Origin of the sequence: Iodidimonas sp. MBR-22 (assembly GCF_029946565.1) — a bacterium.
Classification (GTDB): Bacteria; Pseudomonadota; Alphaproteobacteria; order Sphingomonadales; family Rhodothalassiaceae; genus Iodidimonas; species Iodidimonas nitroreducens.
In genome coordinates this window covers 1-21849 of the sequence record NZ_JARKVQ010000015.1, presented here as the reverse complement: position 1 = coordinate 21849, position 21849 = coordinate 1, and the positions used below count along the sequence as shown (strand labels likewise).

24 protein-coding genes and 1 pseudogene are annotated in these 21849 nt (G+C 62.4%); 4 read left to right on the top strand and 21 right to left on the bottom strand.

The features are described from left to right. Positions 1-20: 20 nt before the first annotated feature. The 21 genes and pseudogenes from QK300_RS11270 to QK300_RS11170 all read right to left on the bottom strand — a co-directional run bounded on the left by QK300_RS11270 (position 21) and on the right by QK300_RS11170 (position 16152). Positions 21-245 (bottom strand): hypothetical protein, encoded by a 225-nt coding sequence (locus tag QK300_RS11270; RefSeq protein WP_281301851.1) that lies wholly within the window; start codon positions 243-245, stop codon positions 21-23. Next, on the bottom strand, positions 242-727 hold the full coding sequence (locus QK300_RS11265; protein WP_281301852.1) for a hypothetical protein: 486 nt from the start codon (positions 725-727) through the stop codon (positions 242-244). The genes QK300_RS11270 and QK300_RS11265 overlap by 4 nt, the downstream gene beginning before the upstream one ends. Before the next feature lie 205 nt (positions 728-932). Then, positions 933-1439, bottom strand: a pseudogene (locus QK300_RS13620) (DNA cytosine methyltransferase); the annotation flags it as partial. Between the two features lies 1 nt (position 1440). Further along, positions 1441-2808: a DNA methyltransferase gene (locus QK300_RS11255; protein ID WP_348651885.1), complete on the bottom strand. Its 1368-nt coding sequence runs from the start codon at positions 2806-2808 to the stop codon at positions 1441-1443. A 373-nt stretch (positions 2809-3181) separates the two neighbouring features. Further along, positions 3182-3616, bottom strand: coding sequence for a DUF6362 family protein (locus tag QK300_RS11250; protein ID WP_281301855.1), 435 nt, complete (start codon positions 3614-3616; stop codon positions 3182-3184). Continuing rightward, complete coding sequence (locus QK300_RS11245) at positions 3613-3810, bottom strand: hypothetical protein (RefSeq protein WP_281301856.1); 198 nt, start codon at positions 3808-3810, stop codon at positions 3613-3615. The genes QK300_RS11250 and QK300_RS11245 overlap by 4 nt, the downstream gene beginning before the upstream one ends. After that, complete coding sequence (locus tag QK300_RS11240; protein ID WP_348651884.1) at positions 3807-4337, bottom strand: hypothetical protein; 531 nt, start codon at positions 4335-4337, stop codon at positions 3807-3809. The genes QK300_RS11245 and QK300_RS11240 overlap by 4 nt, the downstream gene beginning before the upstream one ends. A 437-nt stretch (positions 4338-4774) precedes the next feature. Continuing rightward, positions 4775-7063: an AAA family ATPase gene (locus QK300_RS11235; protein WP_281301858.1), complete on the bottom strand. Its 2289-nt coding sequence runs from the start codon at positions 7061-7063 to the stop codon at positions 4775-4777. Next, complete coding sequence (locus QK300_RS11230; RefSeq protein WP_281301859.1) at positions 7060-7827, bottom strand: hypothetical protein; 768 nt, start codon at positions 7825-7827, stop codon at positions 7060-7062. The genes QK300_RS11235 and QK300_RS11230 overlap by 4 nt, the downstream gene beginning before the upstream one ends. After that, positions 7827-8237 carry a DUF6511 domain-containing protein gene (locus QK300_RS11225; protein WP_281301860.1) on the bottom strand — a complete coding sequence of 137 codons (411 nt, stop codon included), beginning with the start codon at positions 8235-8237 and terminating at the stop codon, positions 7827-7829. Before QK300_RS11225 ends, QK300_RS11230 begins: the two co-directional genes overlap by 1 nt. A 3-nt stretch (positions 8238-8240) precedes the next feature. After that, positions 8241-9944 carry a DEAD/DEAH box helicase gene (locus QK300_RS11220; RefSeq protein WP_281301861.1) on the bottom strand — a complete coding sequence of 568 codons (1704 nt, stop codon included), beginning with the start codon at positions 9942-9944 and terminating at the stop codon, positions 8241-8243. 10 nt (positions 9945-9954) lie between these two features. Further along, entirely contained in the window at positions 9955-10554 is a 600-nt protein-coding gene (locus QK300_RS11215) for a hypothetical protein (RefSeq protein ID WP_281301862.1), read from the bottom strand. A 17-nt stretch (positions 10555-10571) separates the two neighbouring features. Next, positions 10572-11459, bottom strand: coding sequence for an ATP-binding protein (locus QK300_RS11210; RefSeq protein WP_281301863.1), 888 nt, complete (start codon positions 11457-11459; stop codon positions 10572-10574). Next, complete coding sequence (locus QK300_RS11205) at positions 11459-11755, bottom strand: hypothetical protein (RefSeq protein WP_281301864.1); 297 nt, start codon at positions 11753-11755, stop codon at positions 11459-11461. Before QK300_RS11205 ends, QK300_RS11210 begins: the two co-directional genes overlap by 1 nt. Next, the gene (locus QK300_RS11200) at positions 11752-12240 is read right to left on the bottom strand and encodes a hypothetical protein (RefSeq protein WP_281301865.1); all 489 of its coding nucleotides are present in this window, start codon (positions 12238-12240) and stop codon (positions 11752-11754) included. The genes QK300_RS11205 and QK300_RS11200 overlap by 4 nt, the downstream gene beginning before the upstream one ends. A 10-nt stretch (positions 12241-12250) precedes the next feature. Further along, positions 12251-12460, bottom strand: coding sequence for a helix-turn-helix domain-containing protein (locus QK300_RS11195; RefSeq protein WP_281301866.1), 210 nt, complete (start codon positions 12458-12460; stop codon positions 12251-12253). 168 nt (positions 12461-12628) lie between these two features. After that, complete coding sequence (locus tag QK300_RS11190) at positions 12629-13567, bottom strand: hypothetical protein (RefSeq protein WP_281301867.1); 939 nt, start codon at positions 13565-13567, stop codon at positions 12629-12631. After that, the gene (locus tag QK300_RS11185) at positions 13551-14738 is read right to left on the bottom strand and encodes a hypothetical protein (RefSeq protein WP_281301868.1); all 1188 of its coding nucleotides are present in this window, start codon (positions 14736-14738) and stop codon (positions 13551-13553) included. The genes QK300_RS11190 and QK300_RS11185 overlap by 17 nt, the downstream gene beginning before the upstream one ends. A gap of 12 nt (positions 14739-14750) precedes the next feature. Then, positions 14751-14993 (bottom strand): DUF2188 domain-containing protein, encoded by a 243-nt coding sequence (locus tag QK300_RS11180; protein WP_281301869.1) that lies wholly within the window; start codon positions 14991-14993, stop codon positions 14751-14753. A gap of 105 nt (positions 14994-15098) precedes the next feature. Next, complete coding sequence (locus QK300_RS11175) at positions 15099-15815, bottom strand: ImmA/IrrE family metallo-endopeptidase (protein ID WP_281301870.1); 717 nt, start codon at positions 15813-15815, stop codon at positions 15099-15101. 10 nt (positions 15816-15825) lie between these two features. After that, positions 15826-16152 (bottom strand): helix-turn-helix transcriptional regulator, encoded by a 327-nt coding sequence (locus tag QK300_RS11170; RefSeq protein ID WP_281301871.1) that lies wholly within the window; start codon positions 16150-16152, stop codon positions 15826-15828. 153 nt (positions 16153-16305) lie between these two features. Between QK300_RS11170 and QK300_RS11165 the strand changes: the two genes are divergently transcribed. The 4 genes from QK300_RS11165 to QK300_RS11150 all read left to right on the top strand — a co-directional run bounded on the left by QK300_RS11165 (position 16306) and on the right by QK300_RS11150 (position 21651). After that, positions 16306-17196, top strand: coding sequence for a hypothetical protein (locus QK300_RS11165; protein ID WP_281301872.1), 891 nt, complete (start codon positions 16306-16308; stop codon positions 17194-17196). 44 nt (positions 17197-17240) lie between these two features. Beyond that, positions 17241-18385, top strand: a protein-coding gene (locus QK300_RS11160) for an IS3 family transposase (RefSeq protein WP_281301875.1) whose coding sequence is annotated in 2 segments (ribosomal slippage) — positions 17241-17499 and positions 17499-18385 — 1146 coding nt in all. Because the reading frame shifts where the segments join, the coding sequence is not laid out codon by codon here. A gap of 309 nt (positions 18386-18694) precedes the next feature. Beyond that, on the top strand, positions 18695-19720 hold the full coding sequence (locus QK300_RS11155) for a hypothetical protein (protein WP_281301873.1): 1026 nt from the start codon (positions 18695-18697) through the stop codon (positions 19718-19720). After that, positions 19717-21651, top strand: a complete 1935-nt coding sequence (locus QK300_RS11150) for an Hsp70 family protein (protein ID WP_281301874.1) — start codon at positions 19717-19719, stop codon at positions 21649-21651. Before QK300_RS11155 ends, QK300_RS11150 begins: the two co-directional genes overlap by 4 nt. The last annotated feature ends 198 nt before the right edge of the window (positions 21652-21849 follow it).

Genomic DNA, 21849 nt, shown 5'->3' with positions numbered 1-21849 from the left:
CCCTCTGGGGCGGCGGTCGATCATTGGGTACTCCGCATCCGGATCGTCTCGAAAACCCGGCGCAGGGTATAAGAGCGTATGATGCTCACCACTGTGAACAGCCCGCCCATCATCAGGTTCTGGACCAGCGTCACAGATAGTCCAAACAGCGGGAACACCGCGATCTGGGTAAGCACGGCCACGCCATAGCCAACAGTGACATTGGCCAGCGCCTCGATCATGGACATCGCGCGCGATTGTTTCATGCGGGCGCGCCATCATCTATCGGCCAGCAATTCAGCCGCGAGAGTTCGTAGCGCATGCGCCGCAGCCAGCGGGACCACGCCGTTGCCACAGAGGCGAAGCCGGTCCACCCGGTGGGCCAGCCCATCAGCGCCTCGACGAACAGCGGGTTCAAGGTTCGGCGCAGCTCGGAGGTATCGCTGCCAGCCATCGACGTCACCAGGACCTGGCGGCCAAGCAGGCCGTTCACCGGGGTATTCGCAAGGCTCGTCGCACCATCCTTGTGGTCGCGCGCCGTCGGCGTCATCCACATCCCCGCCGCATGAGTAAGATCGGCCGTCCGGCGCTTTCCCGCGCTCGGCTTGCAGCCGTCGTTCGCCATCGGCGTCGGCCAGTCCCGCGCCATCCGGTCCAGACCCTTTTCGTCCTTCCGCTCGCCGCCCCGGCTGCGGAAGTTGTCGGTCTGCGGGGTCGGCCAGAGTGCGGCAGTCGTCGCCAGGTTCATCCCGTGCTGTCCCGCTTCCTGCGAGGGCGTCGGCTTCGTCTGCCGGTTCTCGTTCGCGCTGGCGCGGGGCGTCGGCCATAGGCGCAGCAGTTCCGTCCGGTTCCCGCCACTCGACCGGGTTCCAGAGCAGGCGCGCGGGGTCGGCCAGGTCGTCTCCTTCACGGATGGCGAGGATGAAGAGCCGCTCGCGCCTGTGTGGCGCGCCGACTTCCGCCGCAGTGAAGAGGCCCGCCGCAAGGCGGTAGCCCATGCCGACCAGTCCACTGGCGACTTCGGGGAAACCGAGGCGGAGATGATGGGCGACATTTTCGAGGAAGACGAAGGGCGGCTCGACTTCGCTGATGATCCGGGCGACATGAGGCCAGAGGTGGCGTGGATCGTCCGCGCCCCGGCGCTTGCCCGCGACCGAGAACGGCTGGCACGGATATCCCGCAGTGACGATGTCCACCGCGCCGCGCCACGGGCGGCCGTCGAAACTGGCAACGTCGTCCCAGACAGGCGCGCAATCCAGGGACGCATCTTCCATCCGCGCCACGAGAGTGGCTGCGGCGTAGGTTTCCCGTTCGACATGGCCCACAGCACGATATCCGGGGAGGGCGATAGTGAGTCCAAGGTCGAGCCCGCCTGCGCCGGAGCAGAGGGAGAGGCCGAAGAGGCATGCGTCTCCGGCTCCGGAAGCAGGTCCAGAGGAAGGTAAAGCCAAGTCATGCATGTCACGCGGCGGTCTTGCGCTTTAGCGCGGGTTTCTGTTCGGCGACGGTGTCCGGCGCTTGTTCGCTAGCGTCGTTGCTCAGCCGGTCTGCCCGCACCTGAGCGAATGTCCGCCCGTCGCCATCGAGGATCGCGTCGTGGCCTGTGTCCGCCTGCCAGCGTTCGACGGCGACATCGACATAGGCGGGGCTGATCTCCATCGCGAAGACGCGGCGGCCATTGGCTTCGCCCGCAATGATCTGCGAGCCGGAGCCGCAGAACGGCTCGTAGCAGAGCCCACCCCGCGCCACATGCTGGCGCATCGGGATCCCGAAGGCGTCCAGAGGTTTCGGGGTCGGGTGATCGGGCCGGTCGTCCTTCGCGAAACTTGGCAGCGCCCATGTCGATGGCAGCGTCTCCTCGGCCACTTTTGGCGGACGGTTCGGACGGCGCCACCCCATGAAGCAGGGCTCGTGCTTCCAGAGGTAATGGGACCGGGTGAGCACGCCGCGGTCCTTCACCCAGATGATCTGCTGGTGAACGAACGCACCAGCTTTTTCCCAGCAGGCCTCCAGCATCGCCTGGCGGCGCGAGGCGTGCCAGCAATACCATGCCGCATCCTCGGTAATGGCTTCGGCCACAGCCGCAGCGATGAAGCCGTCATAGAGTTCCGCGCCCTGCGAGCTGTCGTCCCAGGTAACGCCGTAGGACTGCGACCAGTCTTTGTTGCGCGTCGGGTGGTTCGAGCCGTCATAGTCCACGAGATACGGCGGGTCCGTCGCGAACAGGACGGCGCGCTCGCCATTCATCAGACGGCGGACGTCGGCGTGGCTGGTCGAGTCCCCGCAGAGCAGGCGGTGATCACCGAGGATCCACAGATCGCCCGTGCGCGAGGCCGGGTTGCGGGGAGGTTCGGGGATGGTCACAGGCGGCACGGAGCCGCCGCCACCGTCCTCACTTTCGCCCTCCGGCACGAAGGCCAGCAGCTTGTCCAGCTCCCCGTCGGAGAACCCGACCAGCGACAGGTCGAACTCCTCTGCCAGGAGGTCATTCAGTTCGGCCGAGAGCAGCGCCTCGTCCCAGGTTCCGAGTTCCGTCAGTTTATTGTCCGCGATCCGGTAAGCTCGCCGCTGCGCCTCGGTCAGATGACCGAGCACGATCACCGGCGCCTCGGTCAGCCCGAGCTGGGCAGCCGCCAGCACACGGCCATGTCCTGCGATCAGTTCGCCGTCCTCTCCAACAAGGCAAGGCACGGTCCAGCCGAACTCGGCCATGCTGGCGGCGATCTTGGCGACCTGATCAACGCCATGCGCCTTCGCGTTCTTCGCATAGGGCTGGAGGCGCGAAAGCGGCCACAGCTCGATCGCGTCTGGTGCGAAGCTCAGCGTCATGGCGGACATGGTTCCGTGTGTTGGGTGGATACCGGTGGCTTCCGGACTCCGGATGCCCCGATGGGCTCCGTTCGGGGTCCAGCGGTCACCATTGGTGTCCAGATGAAAAGGTTCGTGTTATTTGGGGTTTAGGCAGGATACGGGTGGATCCGGCTTCCGGGTGGCTTCCCAGAAATCCGGCCCTGCCGCTGGCGATATGCCGCGCTTCGCCCGCCAGCATACGATTTCCGCCAGGAAGGAACCGGAAACTCGTCGGTCAGCGAGAGCAAGACCGCGGCGCGCGCGCCTCTCCCGAGGATAGCCAAAAACCTACCCTGATCTGCCGTTTATGTCCGTTCGAAAAGTGTCCGGCGGACACCTTCCTCGCCCTTGCTCAATGCTTCGCCGCTCCAGCCAGTTCGATTACTCTGCGCTTCGAGTAGCTGCGGTTGAGCCGCCGACCGTTAAGGCGGAATGCGATGACGCAGAGCGCGTAGAGCCAGTGCTCGTGAGCGGCGGAACGTTGCAAGCCGACCGTCCAGCAGATCGTTTTCCAGCGCGCTCCATGGGCGCGCATCCAGATGATCTTACCGTCTACGGGATCGAGCCCCACCGTCCAGCTTAGCGTCTCCTCCATCCGGCTGATGGCGGCGGGCGACGGCAGCACCCGCATCGGCCTGGGTTCCTGTTCGACCTTGTCAGCGAAGCTGTGGACGATTTCCGGCCAAGTGTTGAAGTAGCCCTGCCGCCGGGGTTCGGGCAGGCGCTTCAGCACGAAAGCAGCTTCCGCGAAACGCTCCTCGACGAGGCTTGGTGTCCACTCTGTCATCGACGCGCATCCTTCGACTTGTCGCGATCCCCATAGAGCTTCTCGCCCAGTTGCCGGATCAGTTCGCGTTCGGGCCAGGTCAGGCGGTCGTCATCCAGCGACACCGCTAGGACGCGCTGCTCGCGCCAGCCCTCACGCTTGACCTCGTCGGGGCTGCGGCGCTGTCCGCCATAACCTTTTGGCGCCCACCTCACAGCACACCTCCCTGGGTCTCCAAAGCCCAGAGCAGGATGGCGATAGCATCGGCCTCGTTGTCGTCGGCAGGGTGAAACCCACGCTGGCGAATGGCAGCGAGGACGGCGTCCTTGCCGGCGTTCCCCTTGCCAGTGGCGAAGCGTTTGATCGTGCCGACCGGAACGCCCTGATAGGCGACGCACTCCCGCTCGCACCACGCGGTCATCGTCGCCAGGAAGCCGCCGTAGATGTGGGCGGCGTCGGTGCCAATGTGGCGACGAACCTCTTCGAACCAGATGGCGGCGATGGGGCCGGAGAGCCTGTCGATCTCGGTCAGCCAGTTGGCGAAGCGCAGATACCGCATGCCCCCACCGTCGAACCTGCCGGGACGCAGCGAGAGGGCACCGCTGGTGATTAGACCGTCCGGGGTGCGCAGCGCCCAGCCGGTGGTGGAGCCCAGATCAAGCGCGAGGACAGTCCTGCCCGCGGACCCAGAAGCGATGGGTGCAGGTGGGCTGTCGGCGATAGCGACGGGTAATGGGTGCATGCTCATGCGGATCGATCCTGTTTGAGTGTTGTCGGGCTGAGAGGTCAGGCACGCCGTGCGCGCGCGAAGCCCCTGGGGGTGGGAGAGGGAGAACCCGCGCAGCGCGGTTTTCCCCCACCCCCGAAGGGGGTGGCTTTCAACCCCACAACTTCGGGGCAAGGCCAAAGCATTGTGAATGATGGAGAAATTCAAGTTGCGGAGGGCCGCGACAACCGATCCTTTCCCAACTTGAATCTGCGCAAACCTGCGCGGGAGGGCGGGCCGGAGCAAAGGTAGTTGTGGCGCACTTTCCCAACTTGAATGTGCGCGGGACGGCTGGACGACACGCGGAGGCGCGAAAGGCAGCGAAAGTAGTTGTGGAGCTGGCCTCCCAGCCCCCCGCAACTTGCCACAACTTGATTCTGCGCAAGTCCAAGTAAACGGGATGAACTGGCACATCACGAGGTCTCCTCCGGCTGATAGACCCAGACCAGTGGGTTCTCGACCGGCAGGGCGGCTCCGCTCTGAGGGCATTTGTAGGTGCTGGGCAGAACGGGGATCCGCTCCGGGATGACCTCGCCTGTCTCGGGATCGGTCTTCTCTTCCCCGGTCGGGAACGTCATGCCTTCGACGCAGAGATAGCCGAACTTGGAACGCGAGGTCGGCAGGCTGAACGGCGCACCATCACGAACGAACTTGATGAAGCCCTTGGTGGCCAGCACGCTGATCCGCTCGCGGATGGTATCTTTGCCGCCCAACCCAGCCTGGTTTTCAAAGCTCTCCGCGAACTGCAGAGCCGTGAAGAGCCGTCCAGCTTCAGCCTCGTCAAAGAGCAGCTGAAGGATGACGTCGTGTTTCCGGGTCCGTTCGGCGTCCAGCTTCTCGCCAAATTCGCGGCGCACAAGGCGCTCGCCGGACCGGTCCAGCACCACCCAGCGCCCATCGGCCTTGTCGATGATCAGGGGCTCGATGCCGGGGCCGTTGCGCAGCTCGAAATGCAGCATCCGCTCGGGCCGGTCCTCGTCGGGCCGGTGCATGATGATGCCGGAGCTGTAGAAGCTGCGTAGCGACCCGGCGCCGGAGAGTGCCATGAACGGATCCTCGACGAGCTGCTTCTTCGTAATCTTGCGTGTGTGGTGGGCAAGGATGAGGCCGCAATCCGGGGCCACGGCATCGCGCAGCGCCTCGACCCGCTCCTGCAGGAAAAAGAGCATCGCCGTGTTGTCGTTCTCGCCGCCGCCTTCGGGCCCACCGTCGAAGAGGTTCCGGATCGGGTCGATGCACAGAATGTCAGGTGTGCCGTGCCCGTAATGGGCGCGGACAGCGGCGATGGTCAGCCCCACGCCGCCTGCATCAAGCAGCATGCGTACCTTCGGGGTGGCGACGAGATTGTCGCGGGCCGCGGCCAGGAGCGCCGGATCGATCCGGATCGCCTGAAGGCGTTCGCGCAGGTAGTGGTACTGAATCTCAGCCTGCAGATAGAAGATCCGCAAAGGACGGCTTGGCGCGAAGCCGAGGAACGGCACGCCCGCTGCCATGTGGACCAGAAGGCTGATCAGGAAGTCGCTTTTGCCGACCTTGGGCGCGCCGCCCAGCACCAGCATGCCGCCCGGCGTCAGCACGCGCGGTGCAATGATGTCATCCGGCATCGGACTGGTATCGTCGAGGAGCGCGCCAAGCGTGAAGGTCGGCAACGCCGACATGGGTGGAGCGGAGAGCCGTTCGAGCGCTGGGCCGTGGCGTTCCTCGTGCAACCGCCAGAGGCGCTGCGCTTCTGAAGCGAGCCGTTCCAGCGGCCAGCTCGGTCGCAGCTGGGCGGCGTTGTATTGGCAGATCGCCTCCCATGCCTCGTCGCGACTGATGCGCCCATCATGGGCCATCCGCACATAGTGGCCGATGGCAGCGCTCGCGCCCTGGAAGCGCGTCCAGTCGTCTTCGCCGCCTTCGCGGACCGGGGTGGTCAGGATCTCTGTGATCGAGGGCTTGTCGTTCGACGGTCCAGGCTCTGATCCCATTCCTGCAAGTGGCGGCATGGTATCGACTGCTTCCGCGAAATCGCGCAGGTGGACCTCGACGCGCGGGCTGTGCCGGCGAATGTTGACCAGCCGCTTGAACCCGCCCTTGTGATAGACAGAGCCAGCCAGACGGATGGGCTGGTGGGCTGATCGGAAATGGGTGTCGCCGCCGACCTTGACCGCAATGTCGCCGCGCAGACGACAGAGAAGCGCGATGTCCTCAGCCTCGGCCGGTTCGCTCAATCGCCACCAGACATGCAGCTTGTCGAGACCGTCCGGCGTCCGGCCGCCGCTTTCGACAAGCAGTGTCGGCTCGCCGAGATGCCGGATGAGGTGGTCGAGTTTGGCGACGATGTCGCCCGCATCGAGATCGACCAGAACCGTCTGCATCTGCAGGACGTCGGCGGCCTTGGCCTTGCCGGTCTCCGCGACCGTTCCCGGCACCACATAGAAGGCAGCGCCCTCTCGCGCCGCCCAGCCAGCGAAGGCGACGGATTTTTCCAGCAGGCTGTCGTCGATCTCGATCCAGGCGTTATGGGGGCGGCCGTCGATGCCCTGGCCCTTATCGACAAACCCGCGCAGCGGAACCCAGCCCTCGCAATAGCCGAAGACGACATCGAGAAAGACCGCGATCTGCTCGGGATCCGGTTCGATCTCGAAAGGATCGGTCTGGGGGGCGGCGTCGTTGAAGTCGCGCCACGCGTCGAGGGAGACGATGTTGTTCTCGCTCATGCCGGCAGCCCCCAGCAGCGTTCCGCCCATGGACACATGCGGCATTCGTGGAAATCACGGGTCGTAGCGATGCGCGGCAGCAGTTCCCCGGCGTCACTTGCCTGCAGGATCCGCACCCCGCGATCGCTCATCCGTTGAGCGAGGCCCGCGTCGAACGGCACGAGTTCGTGGTGCAGTTCGGCGGTGTCCTTGTTGATGGCGGTGAAGAGTGCCGGGTTCTCGGAGATGCCCGGGACCTGCGCCTCCATGTAGGCTTGATAGAGCGCGACCTGCGCGGCGTAGACGGGCTTCACCACGACCACGCCCTTGGCAACGGTCTCGCGCCAGTTCTTGGCGTTCATCGTCTTGCATTCCCAGAGCGCGGGAACGCCGATGCTCAGCGGCTGGGGAGCGGCGGCGATGATTCCGTCGACATGGCCGCGGATGCGGCCGCCAGCGACCGAGAAGCCGAATTGCTCACCATCCGGACGGTTGCCCTTGCGGGTGTAGAGATCGAACCCGGCACCGCGCAGCCAACGGATGGCAAGATCTTCGAGCGCGTGCCCGATCTCGAAGATCCGCAGCGTCTTGCCGGAGAAATCCTGGCCATCGTCCTTGGGCGCGCCCGCGAACTCGAACTGCAGGGCGCGTTCGCACGGGTGCCCGAGGCGGGAGCCGCCGAGATAGGTCCGTGACGGTGTCGCGGCGCGTGCGGCTTTGATCGCCTCGTCAATGACTGCGTTGATGCGCTCAGAGCAGGTGGGTCGGTGGTTATAGTCGAGCATCAGAACGGTACCTCCGCGTCGGCGTCGGCCGCCATGGCGTGCATGGCGTCCTGGAAGCCGCCGACGGCGACCTCGATCAGCGTGAGCACCTGCGCCTCCGAGAGATCGGAGAACCGCGCCTGCCAGCCGATCTCCTCCATGATTTCGGCGACCGGCTTCATGGCGGCGCGGATCGCCGCCTTCTCCTGTTCGGTGAGATCAACCATGGCCCAGCGCTCCCGCGCCAACCGCGTCCAGAAGCCCTGGCAGGCCATGGAGCAGAACCAGACCGAGGGGCGCGGCTGCTTCGACCGCACCGGATCGAACCAGCCAAAACCACGGGTGGGTCGCCGGCAGACAGCACAGAGCGTTCCACGCGGATGCCAGAGCCGCCGACGGTCCTCGGACGTGATGGGGGTGACGGAGGCCATGGCTCATGCCGCCCTCCCGATCGCTGCTTCGGGCGCGGCATCGGCAGCCCCGAAGACGAGCGCGCGAATACCATCGCGGTTGAACCGGAAGGCGAGCAGCGCCGATGCTTGGTAGCGAGTGAGCCCGAAGTCCTGCCGGTACTCAGGCGGCAGGAAGGCGAGCTGCCGGTCGGTCGGCGGCTGGTTCAGCCAGCGGCGGGTCTTGTGGGCGCTCTCGTCGCTCTCATGCTCGTTGAGCCAGTCGTCAGCCGCTGCCAGACAGACGGTGCGCTCGCCCATCGCCAGCAGATGCGGCCGCTGCTTCTGCATGCCCCCGATGCCGTACCAGCGGCCGTTCAGGAAGAAGACGCCGCCCCAGGCGTTGAAGCCGTTGGCGATCAGCGCCGCATCGTCGCCGAAGAGATCGCACCAGCGGAAACTCGACCGCTTTAGAAGGTCGATCTCGGACATTACGAAGTCGCCGAGCGGCGTGACCTCGCCCGCGTCCTGCCGCTCCCAGAGGTGACCGCAAAGCGGGCATTCGGTCGTGGCGAGCGGCACGATGGCGCCGCAGTCCGGGCAGTCCTTGGTCGGCGCTTCGCCGGAGGCCCCGCGACCGTTCAGGTCGACGTCCTGTTCCAGCGATCCGTGCAGCAGAGTGGAGGTGCCGAAATCCAACACGATGCAGTCGGTCTTGATGATGCCGGGATGCTCTTCGGGCGAGACCGTGCGCAGGCCCCGGCCGACCATCTGGATCATGGTTGACTTGTATGAGCTCGGCCGCAGCAGCACGACGCAGCTCGTCGGCGGGTGATCCCACCCCTCGGTCAGGACCGCGACATTGACGACGACCCGCAGATCACCAGCGGCATAGGCCGCAAGTGTCGCCTTGCGGTCGGTGTCGGCCATGTCGCCATGGATCAGTCCGGCGCCAACACCAGCCGCGTTGAAGGCGTCGGTCACGTTGCGGGCGTGGTCGACCGTCGAGCAGAATACCACCGTCTGGCGCTCGCCGGCTTTCTCCCGCCAGTGGCGGATCACCGCTTCCGTAACCGGCGACCGGTTCATGATCGCGTCGACCTCGGCCATGTCAAAATCGTCGGCCGTTCGGCGCACTTTGGTGAGCTGGTCCTGGACGCCGACATCGATGACGAAGGTGCGCGGCGCCACGAGATGGCCGGAGGCGATGAGTTCGCCGATCCGGATCTGGTCGGCGACGTTCGAGAACACCGGCCGCAGACCGCGCTTGTCGCCCCGATTGGGGGTCGCCGTGACACCGTAGATCCGACACATGGGATTGCGCTGGAGCGCGGCGTCGATGATGCGCCGATAGCTGTCGGCGGCCGCATGGTGCGCCTCGTCGATGACCATGAGGTCGAGTGCGGGCAGCTGGTCGAGATTGCTCGCGCGCGCCAGCGTTGGCACCATCGCGAAGGTGACCTGTCCGTTCCAGGATTTCTCCTTGGCATCGACCACCGAGGAGGTGATCCGCGGATTCATCCGACCGAACTTGCTGCGGTTCTGAGCGGTCAACTCGTCCCGGTGGGCGAGCACACAGGCCTTGGCGCCCGTGCTCTTCGGGTTCTCGCCGACCATGCGCCCGACAACGCCCGACAGCATGATCGTCTTGCCGGCGCCGGTTGGCGCGACGCCAAGGGTGTTCCCATGTTCGTCGAGCGCAGCCACGCAGCGCTCGACGAATTGTTTCTGGCGGGGGCGCAGCAGCATGGCTCAGCCCTCACTGTGCCCAGGACGGGCGCACGCCCGCCGCCGGTGCAGAAGATTGCGGCATCGACGACTGCGAAGGCTGAGCCTGTGGCTGCATCGGCGCCACGCCAGCCACACCCATGATGGCGGAATACTCCTTGTGATCCGGCGTCACAGCCGCGCGGATCTCGTTCTTCTCATCGCCATAGGTGTCCGTGCCGACATCGATCTTTGCGACGAACTCGAGCCCGTCGAGATCGGCAAAGCCGCTGATGCGGCGGGCGGCCTGCGCCTGAGCGGAGTTGTCCTTGTCGGAGATGCCGCGCGCCGAGTTCAGCATACCGCGCACGAGGCTGCGCCCCATGTTCGCCCAGTCCGGCCCTTTAGGACTGTAGAGACCGATCAGTGTGAAGATCTTGCGCCGGGCGTAGGGCCCTTCAAGAACCGTAAACTCACACGAGAGGTAGACCGAACCGGTCGTCCCGCGCGTGGCGTATCCGCCCGTCCAGCCCTGAGCCGGATCGTCGAAACCCCCGGGCCGGATGGTCAGGCGCACCTTGGCCAGTGTGCCCTTGGGGATGATGTTGGCGTTCTGCTTGGCGTCGTTGAAGTCGTTCCAGGATCCAGACATGACTGGGGTCTCCTCGTTCAGGCGTTTTCGGAAAGGGTGGAAGCGTCGGGGGTCGCAGCGGTCGCGATCGGAGCCGGACCGCGATAGGCCAGCCGCTCAGAGGCGGGCTTCACGGGTCCGCGGATCTTTGCCATCAGGCGGCCGAGATGCGGCTCCTCGATCAGATCGAGGCGGCCGGAGCGGTCCTTCGCGGGGAAGTTCCACTGATTGATCGTCTGGCAGATGAAGGCCCGATACGGCGTGCCGGCATCGTCCTTGATCTCCGCCATCGTAAGGACTTCATCGACGATGCCCGGCAGCTCGAGGCCGGTCTTCGAACCGTCGATCTGCGGCTGGAAGATGCGGCGATTGAAGTCGTCGAGCTTCTCGTCGAGGATCCCGACGAACCAGACGTTCTTCGTCCGCGTATGCTGCAAATGGGTCAGCCACGCGATCATCTCGCGGCCGTGCAGGCCATAGGCGCCTCGGACATCGGGCTTGCCGGTCTTGTCCGAGAAAGCCTCCGGCTGCCCCTTGCACCATTGGAAGCAGAGCCGCCCGGCGACGGTGATCGAGTCGATGAAGACCGTGTGGTAGCGGTCGAGCGCCGCCGGATCGCCGAAGCGCTCGCACACAGCCGAGTAGTGGGCCTCGCTGTAGACCTGGTCGTCCCGCAGCGCCGGGTTAGGGCCGCCGATGAAGACCGCAAAATCGCGGCATTCGACCCATGTGCGCGGCCGGACGCTGTCGCCGGACCATCCCTCGATGGCGAGGTCGCCTGCCTCCAAATCGATGAACAACGTGGTGGTGGGGTCGAGCGTCCAGAGAAGCGAGGTCTTGCCGATCCCGGACTTGCCGAAAATCGTGCCCTTGACCCCGCGTTGTTCCGCGAGCCGCTGGTCGGCCGAAATGATCGGGAGAGCCATCACTTGCCTCCCTTCGATGCGATCAGGGCATCTACCGCGATGTATGCACCCAGCGCACCGGCCTTGCGGGCCTCGTCGTGAAGGGTGCGCAACGCGTCGATTTCTCGGTAGAGCGCCGAGGCCTGTTCGTTCAGCCCGATGAGGGCAAAGGCCAGGTCATCGATCGAGGCCATCCCGACCGGCTTGACGGTCTCGTCGCGACGCTCGCCAAGGGCCGGCACCCGGATAGACTCGGGCAGCTTTTCCAGCCCGTAATGCTGCTCGCGGAGCACCGCGAGTTTCTTCGTGATGCTCATGACGTCACCTCGTTGGTCAGGGAAAGGCGGAAGCTGGGTTTGCCCGTGCGGACGGTGCGCGCGTCCTCAAAGGCGGAGCGGATGTGGCTCGGCCAGGCAGCGAACTTGCGTTCAGGCACCTTGATCGCAACGTCGACGTATTCGGCGGGGTCGTCGCCCTCGGCCCGGATGCGTGCTACGAGCGCGGCGAGCTTGTCCTGGTCCCAGTCAATGCGCTTGGGCAGATCGGCGATCACGGTGACCGCGCCGTCGTCGAGACGGATGGTCCCGGTGTCCTTGCCGGCGGCCTGACGTGCAGCGTGGGCACGATCGCCGTACTTGAGCGCGACGGCGCCATCGAGCCAGTCGCTGATCGTCTTGGCGCGACGCAGGGCGTCGGCGGCCTCGTTCTGCAGCAGGGCGAGCTGTTCTGCTGACAGAGCGGCGATGTCGCCGACGGTCATGCGCCGGAGCTCATCGATAGAGATGTGATTGGAGATCGTCATAACCGCCCCCTCACGCCGCAGGCTTTGCGGGGGTTTCGGCGGTGCTCGCGCGGATCTGTTCGCGCTCGTACTCCTCGACGTCTTCGAGGCGATAGACCACGCGACCGCCGAGCTTGACGAAGCGCGGGCCTTCGCCCGTCCAGCGCCAGCGCTCAAGCGTGCGGTGAGAAATGTTCCAGCGCGCAGCCAGGTCGATCTGGTTGAGGTGTTTCGTAGCCATCTGTGTCTCCTTGGGTTCTTGTCGAAAACCTGCGGAGAGGATGGCTGCCGGGCGGGTAGGAGCCGGAAAGGAGCCAGGTAGGGCTCAAGGTAGGAGTAGGTAAAACCGGCTCAGAAATGAAAAAGACCGCCCCATCGGGCGGCCTGGCAGTCGAGAGATTTCAGGGCATCAGAGGAACAACCAACAGCGGCCGTTCTCCTCTTTGATGAATTCACGCCATTCAGGTCTCCCGGAGAAAGCCTTCGCCAGCGTGTTGACGCTCGTGCTGTACCCGGCGCTCTCCAGAACCTCAGCGGTCAAAAGTTCCGGATGGCCCGATCTCCAAGCGTCATACAGCTGCCGGATGATTGCGCGCTGTTTCGATCCAGAGAATGAATGCCGTGTTCCGCGAACCGTGAGGGACGCGCCGTCGGCCGCCATGGCGATCAGGTCGTCGGTCAGCTGCGAACCCGCCGCAACACGGGCGGCTAATAGTTCGGAAATGACAGCAAGACCGTTATGATCGGCGACATCTCGAACGGCGATCAGCGCATGACCGAGGTGCACGTCAGTCGGCAGGCGATTGCCAGGCGTGAAGCTCAAGACGATTCGCAAACCGGGTGCCGGACGCTTGCGGGCAGCATCAATGAAACGTTTCCATGTCGCCGCATCGCTGAGCCGACGGCCAATCCAGACAGATATACGTTTACTGCGTCCTGGCAGGCGCGCGTCGCCGACCTCCCAAAGAAGGTCGGGCACGAGTTCGACAGGGGCGGTTCGCGGGGAGATATCCAGCCGCTCCAAGAGCTGTTCGAGCAACATGCCGAAGTTGACGCGGTACGTTGCCAACTGATTTCCGGGGACATTCACCCAACCCGCTGACGGGCTGAAATAACCATATGCCCGGTGTTTAGGACACCAAGTCAGATTTACGGGCTCGTCTTCGTGGTCGACGAGTGAAACGGCTGCCCGCGAGTGATCTTTCGACTGAAGGATCCCAGACGCCTTCAGCGCTGGCGCGACCCGCCCATAGTAGCTGTCGAGGACCGAGCCGCCGATAACTGCATCCGGCGTCTCGATCACAGACAGCAGCAGGTCTGCCGCCTTCCGATCAATCGACGACGGCACCGTCAGCCCCGGAAAGGATGCCCCAACGACGCAGGTACTTTTCGCCGATCAGCTGCTCTTCCTCGGTCTGATCCTTGAGATTGCAGCCATGAGGCATGGTGATCGTCAGCGGCAGCGTCCGGCCCCGCTTCGCGTCGCCCTTGGGGTGAAACTTGATGGTGAGTTTCGCCTGCGTCGCCAACCATCCACCGGCTAACGGGTCGTTGGGCCCAAACCGCTCTGCCGACATGCTCCAGATGGTGCGATCGGCTTTCCGCAGGCATTCGAGCGTGACGCGTTCAGCGTTATTGTCGATGGGCATCAGCCGCAGCTGCTTGACCTCGACGGACTCGATTCCGTCCTCCGGGTCCGTCGGGAAGCCGAAGGGGTGCAGGAGGACATCGAGATCGTAATTACGGAACGGCACCTTTTCACTCTGGAACTCGATGCCGAGGAGGTCCCGAGCCATGAAGCGCACCATCTCCTCGCGGCTCTCGCGGTCGTTGGCCACTACCTCGATCACGCCGGTTGCCGGCTCGTAGGTCATCGCCGCTTCGAACACGGGGCGGCGAGCGCGACGGACGAGCGAGCCGCCATCATCGAACGCCAGGAAGTCGTCCAGCAGGCCCTCGCGGTAAATCGCGATCTGCACCAGCTCGCAGTCTTCGCCGTCGAAGGTCGGCCGGTAGCGTCCAAAGATGTCGATGTGGATGTTATTCGAAGCAAACCGCTCACGCAGCGACGCCTTGAAGGCTTCCAGGGACGTCTCATCGCGGCGCAGATCAAGGTTCGGCTCACCGATGAAACCGTCCCAGCTCCGGCCCCGGCGGCGTTCGTCGGTGTAGCGGACCTCCTCGGCATGGCGGAACCGAACCGGCTCGTTCAGGAACATCCAGAGCGCCCGGGCGTGCCCATTGGCGAGATCGTCGAGAACCGTGCGGTCATCGACAACACTATAAAGCGCGGTCTGCCCGGCATCGTCGGCAAGGGCACCGACACGCTCGGCATCATTGACGATGCGCGCGCGGCCCACGTCGTCCATCTCGTCGACGGCGCGGAGCGTGATGCGGACCACCTCGGGCTCCGGCCCCTGCCAATCGACCTCGGTCGGAAGCTCGATGCCGGTTTGGTGGAAATAGGCCTGCAGCGACGAGGCAGGCATGTTGCGGATGAAAGTCGTCACTGAGGCCATGATCGGTTCTCCTTAGCCTTTGATGGTGCGCGGGTCGTTCCCGTGCGAATCGGATTGGCCGATCCGGCCGTCCCGGTTGTGGATCTTGAATTCCGTCCCGGCGTTGCGGCTCATCTCCCGGCCACGGTCGATCGCCTCCCGCTTGGTGTCGAAATGCCCGCTGGCGCGGTTGGCGCCGCCTCGGCGGATGTCCCAGCCGCCACCGGAGCTGGGAACGATGTGGTGCGTGCCCGTTGTCTTGCTGCTCTTGGTCATGCGAAATCTCCGCATTGAATCCGTTGATCTGCTAATTAGCGTATCATCGGCTTGAGCGGAGTCAATCGTAAAAATACGCTATTCCGCGAATTGGCGGATTCTTCCTCAGAAAAGCGATGGTTGCCGGTCGGACGAAGCCAACAGATTGAGCTTCAACAACCGAATTCTGGCTGCCTCTTCCGAGACGGCGAATCGATCAATGACCGCTGCAATGAGGGCCCGACCGTGATCGGAGCCGTGATAGATGCTACCGTGCAAGCCGCGCGGTTGGCAGTAATCCGAGACCAAGCGCCGTACGTGGGTCACCGGCATCAGGATCGACCCACTCACGTAACCTGCCTGCCACTCCATCCAATCGTACTGTGACGCATTGAGGATGCTGTCACGCTTGCAGATGGCCTTATTCTCGGGGCTCTTGCGATCGAAGAGCTGTCGAGCAAGAAACTTCTCGGCCCACAAGTGTCGGTGAAAATGAACATGGCCAAATTCGTGTGCCAGCGTCGTCCGGAGCCTGTTCTCGCGGCGCGGGTCATTTCCCAGTTTCTCCGAGATTGAAACCTTAGTGTTTCCGGTTGGGAAGAACTCGGTCATGCCCTCGACGTCGTCGCCGAACTCGGAAAGGTCGGCGTACGAGTCCAGCTCCACGTCGTGCTGTTCAATCAATACATCGAGGTCCTCGGTCCGAAGCGGGAACTCGACTGCATTGCGGCGCCTGCGTAGCAGCGCAGATACGATTCTCTCGCACTCACGATCAAGGTCCTCTGGGGAGTAGTGAGGCCGCTCGGCGAAGCGGCCGGTCTTGTCCGGTACCATCCTCACCATGCAGCTGCTCCTACTTCGTGAGATTCTTTCGGAAATTGGCGAAGCTCTCGACGATTTTTTCCCGATTCTTTGCGGAGCCCCTCAAGTCGTCAGGAATTTTTCCGGCCAAGACGAAGAGGTATCCTTCATCCTCATCCAGGATGGCTGCAAACTGCTTGATCAGATGATCAGAGGTGGGGCTACGGCGATCATGTTCGATGTCATTCAGATATTGTGGTGAAATCGGTCCACCATCTTCCTCCTTCTTCACCAGCGCCGCGAGCTCCTTCTGGCTAAGGCTCTTGGCCTTGCGCGCTTTGGAGATCGCCTGACCAAAGGTCATGGATTCGGCTGACATTGTGGTTTCCCTCTCGGCTCCACCGAAAATACGCTTGTTCGCGGATTAGCGAACTGTTACTCGTTATCCTCCAAGGGATCAACCATTATGCAGGTCTGCCGAACCGGGCTTCCGAGCGACAAGGCCAGATTTGCCTGACTTGAGGGGTCAAACATGCCGACTGTCGGCTGGATCCGCGAAGGGGACCTCGATGCCTTCTACGAAGGCACTGAGCGTGTTCCTGATCCGTCCCCTCACAGGGCACCAACGTTTGCCTGCCCCTTCTGTACGTCCAACTTCTCGACGCAGCCCGAACTCCATGCTCATGTGTATGCTAGGCACCGCGTCGAACGGCCGCTTATTATGCTGCAAGGCAGCGAGCCAACCGGGAACGATGTGATCCGGGCACCTCTTCATGCCTCGGACATCGCGCTGGCCAATACCAGCTTCGTAAGAGTGAGTGTCGACGGGGCAAGGGGGTGCCGGATCTCCCCACTTGACCTACCGGAAATCCTAGCAAGGACTAATCAGGCCGAAGTCAAGCTAGAGCTCATCAATGACTCGCAGAAAAATTCTGCTCCAGTTACCTCGAAGTACAACATCTCGTTCCGGATCGCCGATCAGGACGCGACCAAGAACGTGGAGAAGGCTTTCATCGAAGTTCTTGTGTCCACAGCAATCACCCGTGAATCAATCGGCCGTTTCCTTGCCGACAAAAGAACGCAGGGTGCGGGAGCGGAGTATGCGTCTGGTTTGGCTGATTATTGCTTGGGCATCCTGATAAAGGAGCGACCTGCCGGGGAGCGGCTTACGACCCCTCTCTCTCGATACCGGGAGCTCTACGGAGGTGCCCTGGAGATCCTCAACGACTTCCAACGTCCGCTCGCTCGCTTGATCACGAGTATTATTCGCTTCTCATTGAATAATTTTGACGGAAGTCTGCAGCGCACAGGATATTGGGAGCTCGATTTGACGACCGAGCTACTCGTCGATCCAAGCTCCGAAGCCTTGCCACGGAATCACGGTGGCGCCAAGCGTCGCCCCGTCTGTCTGGACTTGCCCTGAAAAAGTGGAGAGCTTGATGTATGATTTTACGTTGGGAGACCACGATGACGGGGCCAGTGATGAAGAAGGTAACGGAAGAATTTCGGCGCGAGGCGGTTCGGATTGCACTGACGAGCGGTCGGACGCAGGGTCAGGTTGCGGCGGACCTTGGGATTGGCAAATCGACGCTTGGCAAATGGGTTTCGCGGCACCGGGAAGCGGATCTTTTGTCCGGCCCGCATGAGGATGTGCGGAAGGAGTTGTCACGGCTTCGGCGCGAGAACGAGATTCTGCGGCAGGAACGCGACCTGTTAAAAAAAGCAGCGGCCTTCTTTGCGCGGGAGACAAGTCGATGATGTTCCGGGTCATTGATGAAAAGAAGGCCGACCTGCCGATGGACCGGAGCTGCGCCTTGCTTGGCGTCAGCCCGAGCGGCTATTACGCCTGGAAGCATCGCCGTCCCAGCAGAAGGCAGTTGGACGACATGGTGTTTCTGGCGCACATCCGGTCGCAATTTGCCACCTTGCATGAGACCTATGGCAGCCCCAGGATGCATGCTGAATTGCGGGAAGACGGTATGAAGATCGGCCGTCACCGGGTTGCCCGGCTGATGCGCGAGAACGGGCTGAGAGCCCTGCAAAAGCGCCGTTATAAGAAAACCACGGACAACCATCATGGCGGCCCGGTGGCGGCCAATGTCCTGGAGCAGGATTTTGCCGCCGCACAATCAGACCGCAAATGGGGCGCCGACATCTCCTATATCTGGACCGCCGAGGGCTGGCTCTATCTGGCGGTGGTGGTTGATTTGTTCTCACGGCGGATCGTCGGCTGGGCCACCAGTGACCGGTTGAAGAAGGACCTGGCTCTGACCGCGATGAAGCGGGCGTTGATTGTGCGCCAGCCACCATCGGGCCTGCTCCACCACTCCGATCGCGGCAGCCAATATTGCGCCGCAGACTATCAGAAACTCCTGGCCGACCACGGATGCGTCATATCGATGAGCGGCAAGGGCAATTGTTATGACAACGCGATGGTCGAAACCGTGTTCAAGACCATCAAAGCCGAGCTGATCTGGCGGACAAGCTGGCAATCACGCAGCCAGGCCACAACCGCCATTGGACAATATATCGACGGTTTCTATAATCCCGTCCGGCGCCATTCCGCCCTCGGTTATAAAAGCCCTTGCCGCTTCGAGGCCGAAGCCGCATGAACGAGCAAACCGCTCTCCACTTTTTCAGGGCAAGTCCAGTCCGGTAGATCATGGTACGGGGAGAATGCTCGAATTGGCGTCTCATCTCGTCGGGCAGCCGCGGTGGAGTCCAATTCTCGATGATGAGTGTCGGACGCTCGCGCGCACCGATGTTCTGGATACCAGTGATAACCAGAAAGCCCTCGCCGTATGGGCCGCAGTTGCATGGCGATTGGGTGCAAAGCAGAGCGCGCTGGAACCACTCACGCAAATAGCTGAAGTCTATCCATTCAGCCGCTGGGCAAGAGAATACCTTGAGAAAGCAACGACGTGACTGAAAACGAAGAGAAAACTGGGACCACGCCAGACCAGAAACCCGCAGCCCTTCCAGCAGCAGAGGGGCGGGCTCCCACTGACGGTACCACGTCGGAAATTGAGTTTCCGCCAACGTTATCTGGATTTTTCGAGGAGGTCCGCGCCAGCCCATCAGCATTCTTCAAGATCCTTCGCAAAAATGAAGTGAGGCACTTCCGGTCCGAGGATCGGGAGGCGGCTGGAAAGCTGATGTCAGCCCTTGATCCCGAGGGTGAGCGCCTTTGGGCTCTGATGTCGCAGTCTACCTTACCCGACGCTATCGACACCTGGGTATGGGGGGCTGCTCAAGCGCGTCTCAATGAGAAGCTTGGGGAAGCGTTCGATCCGCAAGACCACGATGCCGCGCGGGTGCTCAAGACAATCCTTGCCAGCCTTTCACCAGGGCTTCGCTCAGATCAGAAGGAAGAGAGGAAGCGCGCCGAAACCTGGCTCCGGATCGGAATTTGCTGGCTCGTGGAAAAGCGCGCTCTCAAAGCCTGGCAAGTTGCCGAGGGACTGCGACCCTCCTTCTTCCCGGAGTTGAAGTCAGCTGCGCGCTTGGCTCAAAGGGCCATTCAAAGGGGCAAGATTAACGAGCTACGTCTGGCAGTAGCGGTGGCTGGACTCGGCAATCAGATGGTCAGGGACGCGGCCGAAGAGCGTGACCGTGAAAGGAATACAGCCGCAGACCTACGTCACCGACTGGATGGTGCACGAAAGACAATTGAAAAGCTCAATTCCGAGATGGAAGGCGCCAGAAAGATGGTTGCTGAGCATGAAGCAGCTATTTCCAAGCTTGAGCAGACGCTCACAGCAGAACGGCAGCACTGGGGTCATGATCTGACCGAGACAAAGGCCGAGCAGAAGGTCCTGCTGGGTGAACGCCTCGCGCCCTTGCTGGAAGATGCCATTGATGCGCTTGAAATCGATCCGCCCGCACCGGGGACAGCGCTACGGCGGATAAAGTCTGCGCTCGCCGTGATCAAAGAGGTAAACGAATGAGTGAAGTGATTTTCGGAATCGATTTCGGCACTACGAACAGCCTTGCGGCGATTGCTGTGGGCGGCAGAGCATTGGCACTGGTGGATCAAGTGACGCGGCGTCCGCACCCGTCTGTCATTTGGTACCGTGGCTCCGACATTGTTGTTGGTCGCGAAGCGCGACAAAACATGGACATTTCGGAAAGCGGTGCCCCTCCAGGTTTCGTGCGTTCTCCCAAGATGTCCCTCAGGCGTGATGGCCCCATCTTTGTCGACGGCCGACCCGTGGAGCCAACCGATGCTGTCGCCGAAGTTCTCAGGCATCTGAAAACCGACGCTTCCATTGCGCGTGGGAGCGCTCCCGGCCACGATCTTACGAGAGCAGTTTTCACTATACCGGTTGATTTTGGAGGACCTGAGCGCCGTGCCCTCCGCGAGGCGGCGCGGAAAGCCGGAGTCGGCGTTGTACAGTTTGTCCACGAGCCCGTAGCGGCCCTGTACGCTTATCTCCGCTCGCAGCCCGACCTTGGCCGTGAGCTGGCGCGACTGGAAGGAAGAACAATCCTCGTTTTCGATTGGGGCGGTGGTACGCTCGACCTCACACTGTGTCGCATCTCCGGCGGCGCGATCATGCAGGTTAGAAATCTTGGCGACAATGAAGTGGGTGGTGACAAGTTTGACGAGCGTCTCAGAAACCACTTGCGCGAAAAGCACGCTGCCACACATGGCCTCGATGACATTACAGCGCTTGAGCAGCCCGGCATGGCAGCAAAGCTGCTACACCAATGCGAAATCCTGAAGATCCATTTGTCCGATCCGAAGGCCGACACGGAAGACGTAATCGTTCGAAACTACTTGAAGGTGGATGGAGCCGGAAGGAACCTTCTCGGATCCGTAAGCCGTTCGGAACTCGAAGACCTCAGCGCGGGTATCGTCGCGCGCGGGCTCGCTCGGATCGATGAGATCCTTGAGCAAACTCAACTGACCTACCAAGATATCGAGCTCTGCCTTGCTACCGGAGGCATGGTGAACATGCCTGCCATTCGCGACGGTCTCACAGAACGGTTCGTGGGCAGGGTGCCGCGGCTCGACAACGGCGATCGGATCATCGCCGAAGGCGCTGCCTGGATCGCAAACGATGGTCTGAGGCTGAAACTCTCAAAACCAATCGAAATTCTTGTCGCAGATACATCCGGCCGGGGAGCGTACCACTCTCTTGTCGATGCCGGGTGGACCCTTCCGATAGAGAATGAAACGCAGAATGTTGCCAACACGCGCCTCTTTTGTGTCGACCCGCGGGAAGGTGTCGCGGTGGTCGAGGTGGCGAAGCCGGTGAAGCTCGGCAAGACATCACCGAACGATCCCCGACATTCGCTTTGCATCGCCAGGGTCGAGGTGGACCGGAATGCGCAGCCTCTTATTGAGCGAATCGAATGCAATCTGCAGATCGACCACGATTACATCGCCCGGGTGACACTTAAGTCGACAGGTCGAGGGGCTGAGTCTTCCGAAGAATTCCATGACCTCGAGTTCGGACTCTCGTTAGGAGCCGGGATCTCTCAAGATCCCGGGACAGACGATACTGACAACCCTGGCTCGTCTGGCCCGGTAGGAAAAATTAGATCACTTGCCAGCAGCAATCTATTTCAAAGGACTAATGTCGCAAGGTTTGATGAGCGAGTCCATGCACATGGCGACCTCTGGAAGTACGTTCCTGGGGATTTAGTTGCGACATGGAAGTCGAACTATTTCGACACAAGAAGCAGAGATGCGACTGAAAGACAATTAGAGGAACGCAACTTCTATGTTCCTTGCGCTCGATGCAAAAGGACAATCTCTCAGATCAAGGCGGAAGGTCCAGTAAATGGGTGTCGGGGTTCGTGCGGCTTAGGTCCGAGCAAAGCACCAACGGATTCGTTCCAGCATTCTTTCCCACCGCATCGGGAGGTTTAACCGACCGGAAGGATGATCGGACCATGCGCGCGGGCTCGAATGATTCCGCAGCATTACGATAAGCCATTGAATCCGATTGTTTATCATCGTTTTGCGACTACCTTCTCGCCAGTCATCCTCTGTTGCGAACGGTCTCATGCAAGACGCCCGATCCGGTCCGAACCCTCTCTTGCCCGCCCGTCTGTCGGCGGACGAACG

Excerpts from the sequence above, each read along its gene's own strand:
- QK300_RS11170 (WP_281301871.1), bottom strand. The coding sequence starts at position 16,152 with ATGTCAGCCGAATCCATGACCTTTGGTCAGGCGATCTCCAAAGCGCGC.
- QK300_RS11195 (WP_281301866.1), bottom strand. The coding sequence starts at position 12,460 with ATGGCTACGAAACACCTCAACCAGATCGACCTGGCTGCGCGCTGGAAC.
- QK300_RS11220 (WP_281301861.1), bottom strand. The coding sequence starts at position 9,944 with ATGCTGCTGCGCCCCCGCCAGAAACAATTCGTCGAGCGCTGCGTGGCT.
- QK300_RS11165 (WP_281301872.1), top strand. The coding sequence starts at position 16,306 with ATGCCGACTGTCGGCTGGATCCGCGAAGGGGACCTCGATGCCTTCTAC.
- QK300_RS11150 (WP_281301874.1), top strand. The coding sequence starts at position 19,717 with ATGAGTGAAGTGATTTTCGGAATCGATTTCGGCACTACGAACAGCCTT.
- QK300_RS11180 (WP_281301869.1), bottom strand. The coding sequence starts at position 14,993 with ATGACCAAGAGCAGCAAGACAACGGGCACGCACCACATCGTTCCCAGC.
- QK300_RS11175 (WP_281301870.1), bottom strand. The coding sequence starts at position 15,815 with ATGGTGAGGATGGTACCGGACAAGACCGGCCGCTTCGCCGAGCGGCCT.
- QK300_RS11185 (WP_281301868.1), bottom strand. The coding sequence starts at position 14,738 with ATGGCCTCAGTGACGACTTTCATCCGCAACATGCCTGCCTCGTCGCTG.
- QK300_RS11270 (WP_281301851.1), bottom strand. The coding sequence starts at position 245 with ATGAAACAATCGCGCGCGATGTCCATGATCGAGGCGCTGGCCAATGTC.
- QK300_RS11265 (WP_281301852.1), bottom strand. The coding sequence starts at position 727 with ATGAACCTGGCGACGACTGCCGCACTCTGGCCGACCCCGCAGACCGAC.
- QK300_RS11205 (WP_281301864.1), bottom strand. The coding sequence starts at position 11,755 with ATGAGCATCACGAAGAAACTCGCGGTGCTCCGCGAGCAGCATTACGGG.
- QK300_RS11250 (WP_281301855.1), bottom strand. The coding sequence starts at position 3,616 with ATGACAGAGTGGACACCAAGCCTCGTCGAGGAGCGTTTCGCGGAAGCT.
- QK300_RS11240 (WP_348651884.1), bottom strand. The coding sequence starts at position 4,337 with ATGCACCCATTACCCGTCGCTATCGCCGACAGCCCACCTGCACCCATC.
- QK300_RS11200 (WP_281301865.1), bottom strand. The coding sequence starts at position 12,240 with ATGACGATCTCCAATCACATCTCTATCGATGAGCTCCGGCGCATGACC.
- QK300_RS11215 (WP_281301862.1), bottom strand. The coding sequence starts at position 10,554 with ATGTCTGGATCCTGGAACGACTTCAACGACGCCAAGCAGAACGCCAAC.
- QK300_RS11210 (WP_281301863.1), bottom strand. The coding sequence starts at position 11,459 with ATGGCTCTCCCGATCATTTCGGCCGACCAGCGGCTCGCGGAACAACGC.
- QK300_RS11255 (WP_348651885.1), bottom strand. The coding sequence starts at position 2,808 with ATGACGCTGAGCTTCGCACCAGACGCGATCGAGCTGTGGCCGCTTTCG.
- QK300_RS11225 (WP_281301860.1), bottom strand. The coding sequence starts at position 8,237 with ATGGCCTCCGTCACCCCCATCACGTCCGAGGACCGTCGGCGGCTCTGG.
- QK300_RS11230 (WP_281301859.1), bottom strand. The coding sequence starts at position 7,827 with ATGCTCGACTATAACCACCGACCCACCTGCTCTGAGCGCATCAACGCA.
- QK300_RS11235 (WP_281301858.1), bottom strand. The coding sequence starts at position 7,063 with ATGAGCGAGAACAACATCGTCTCCCTCGACGCGTGGCGCGACTTCAAC.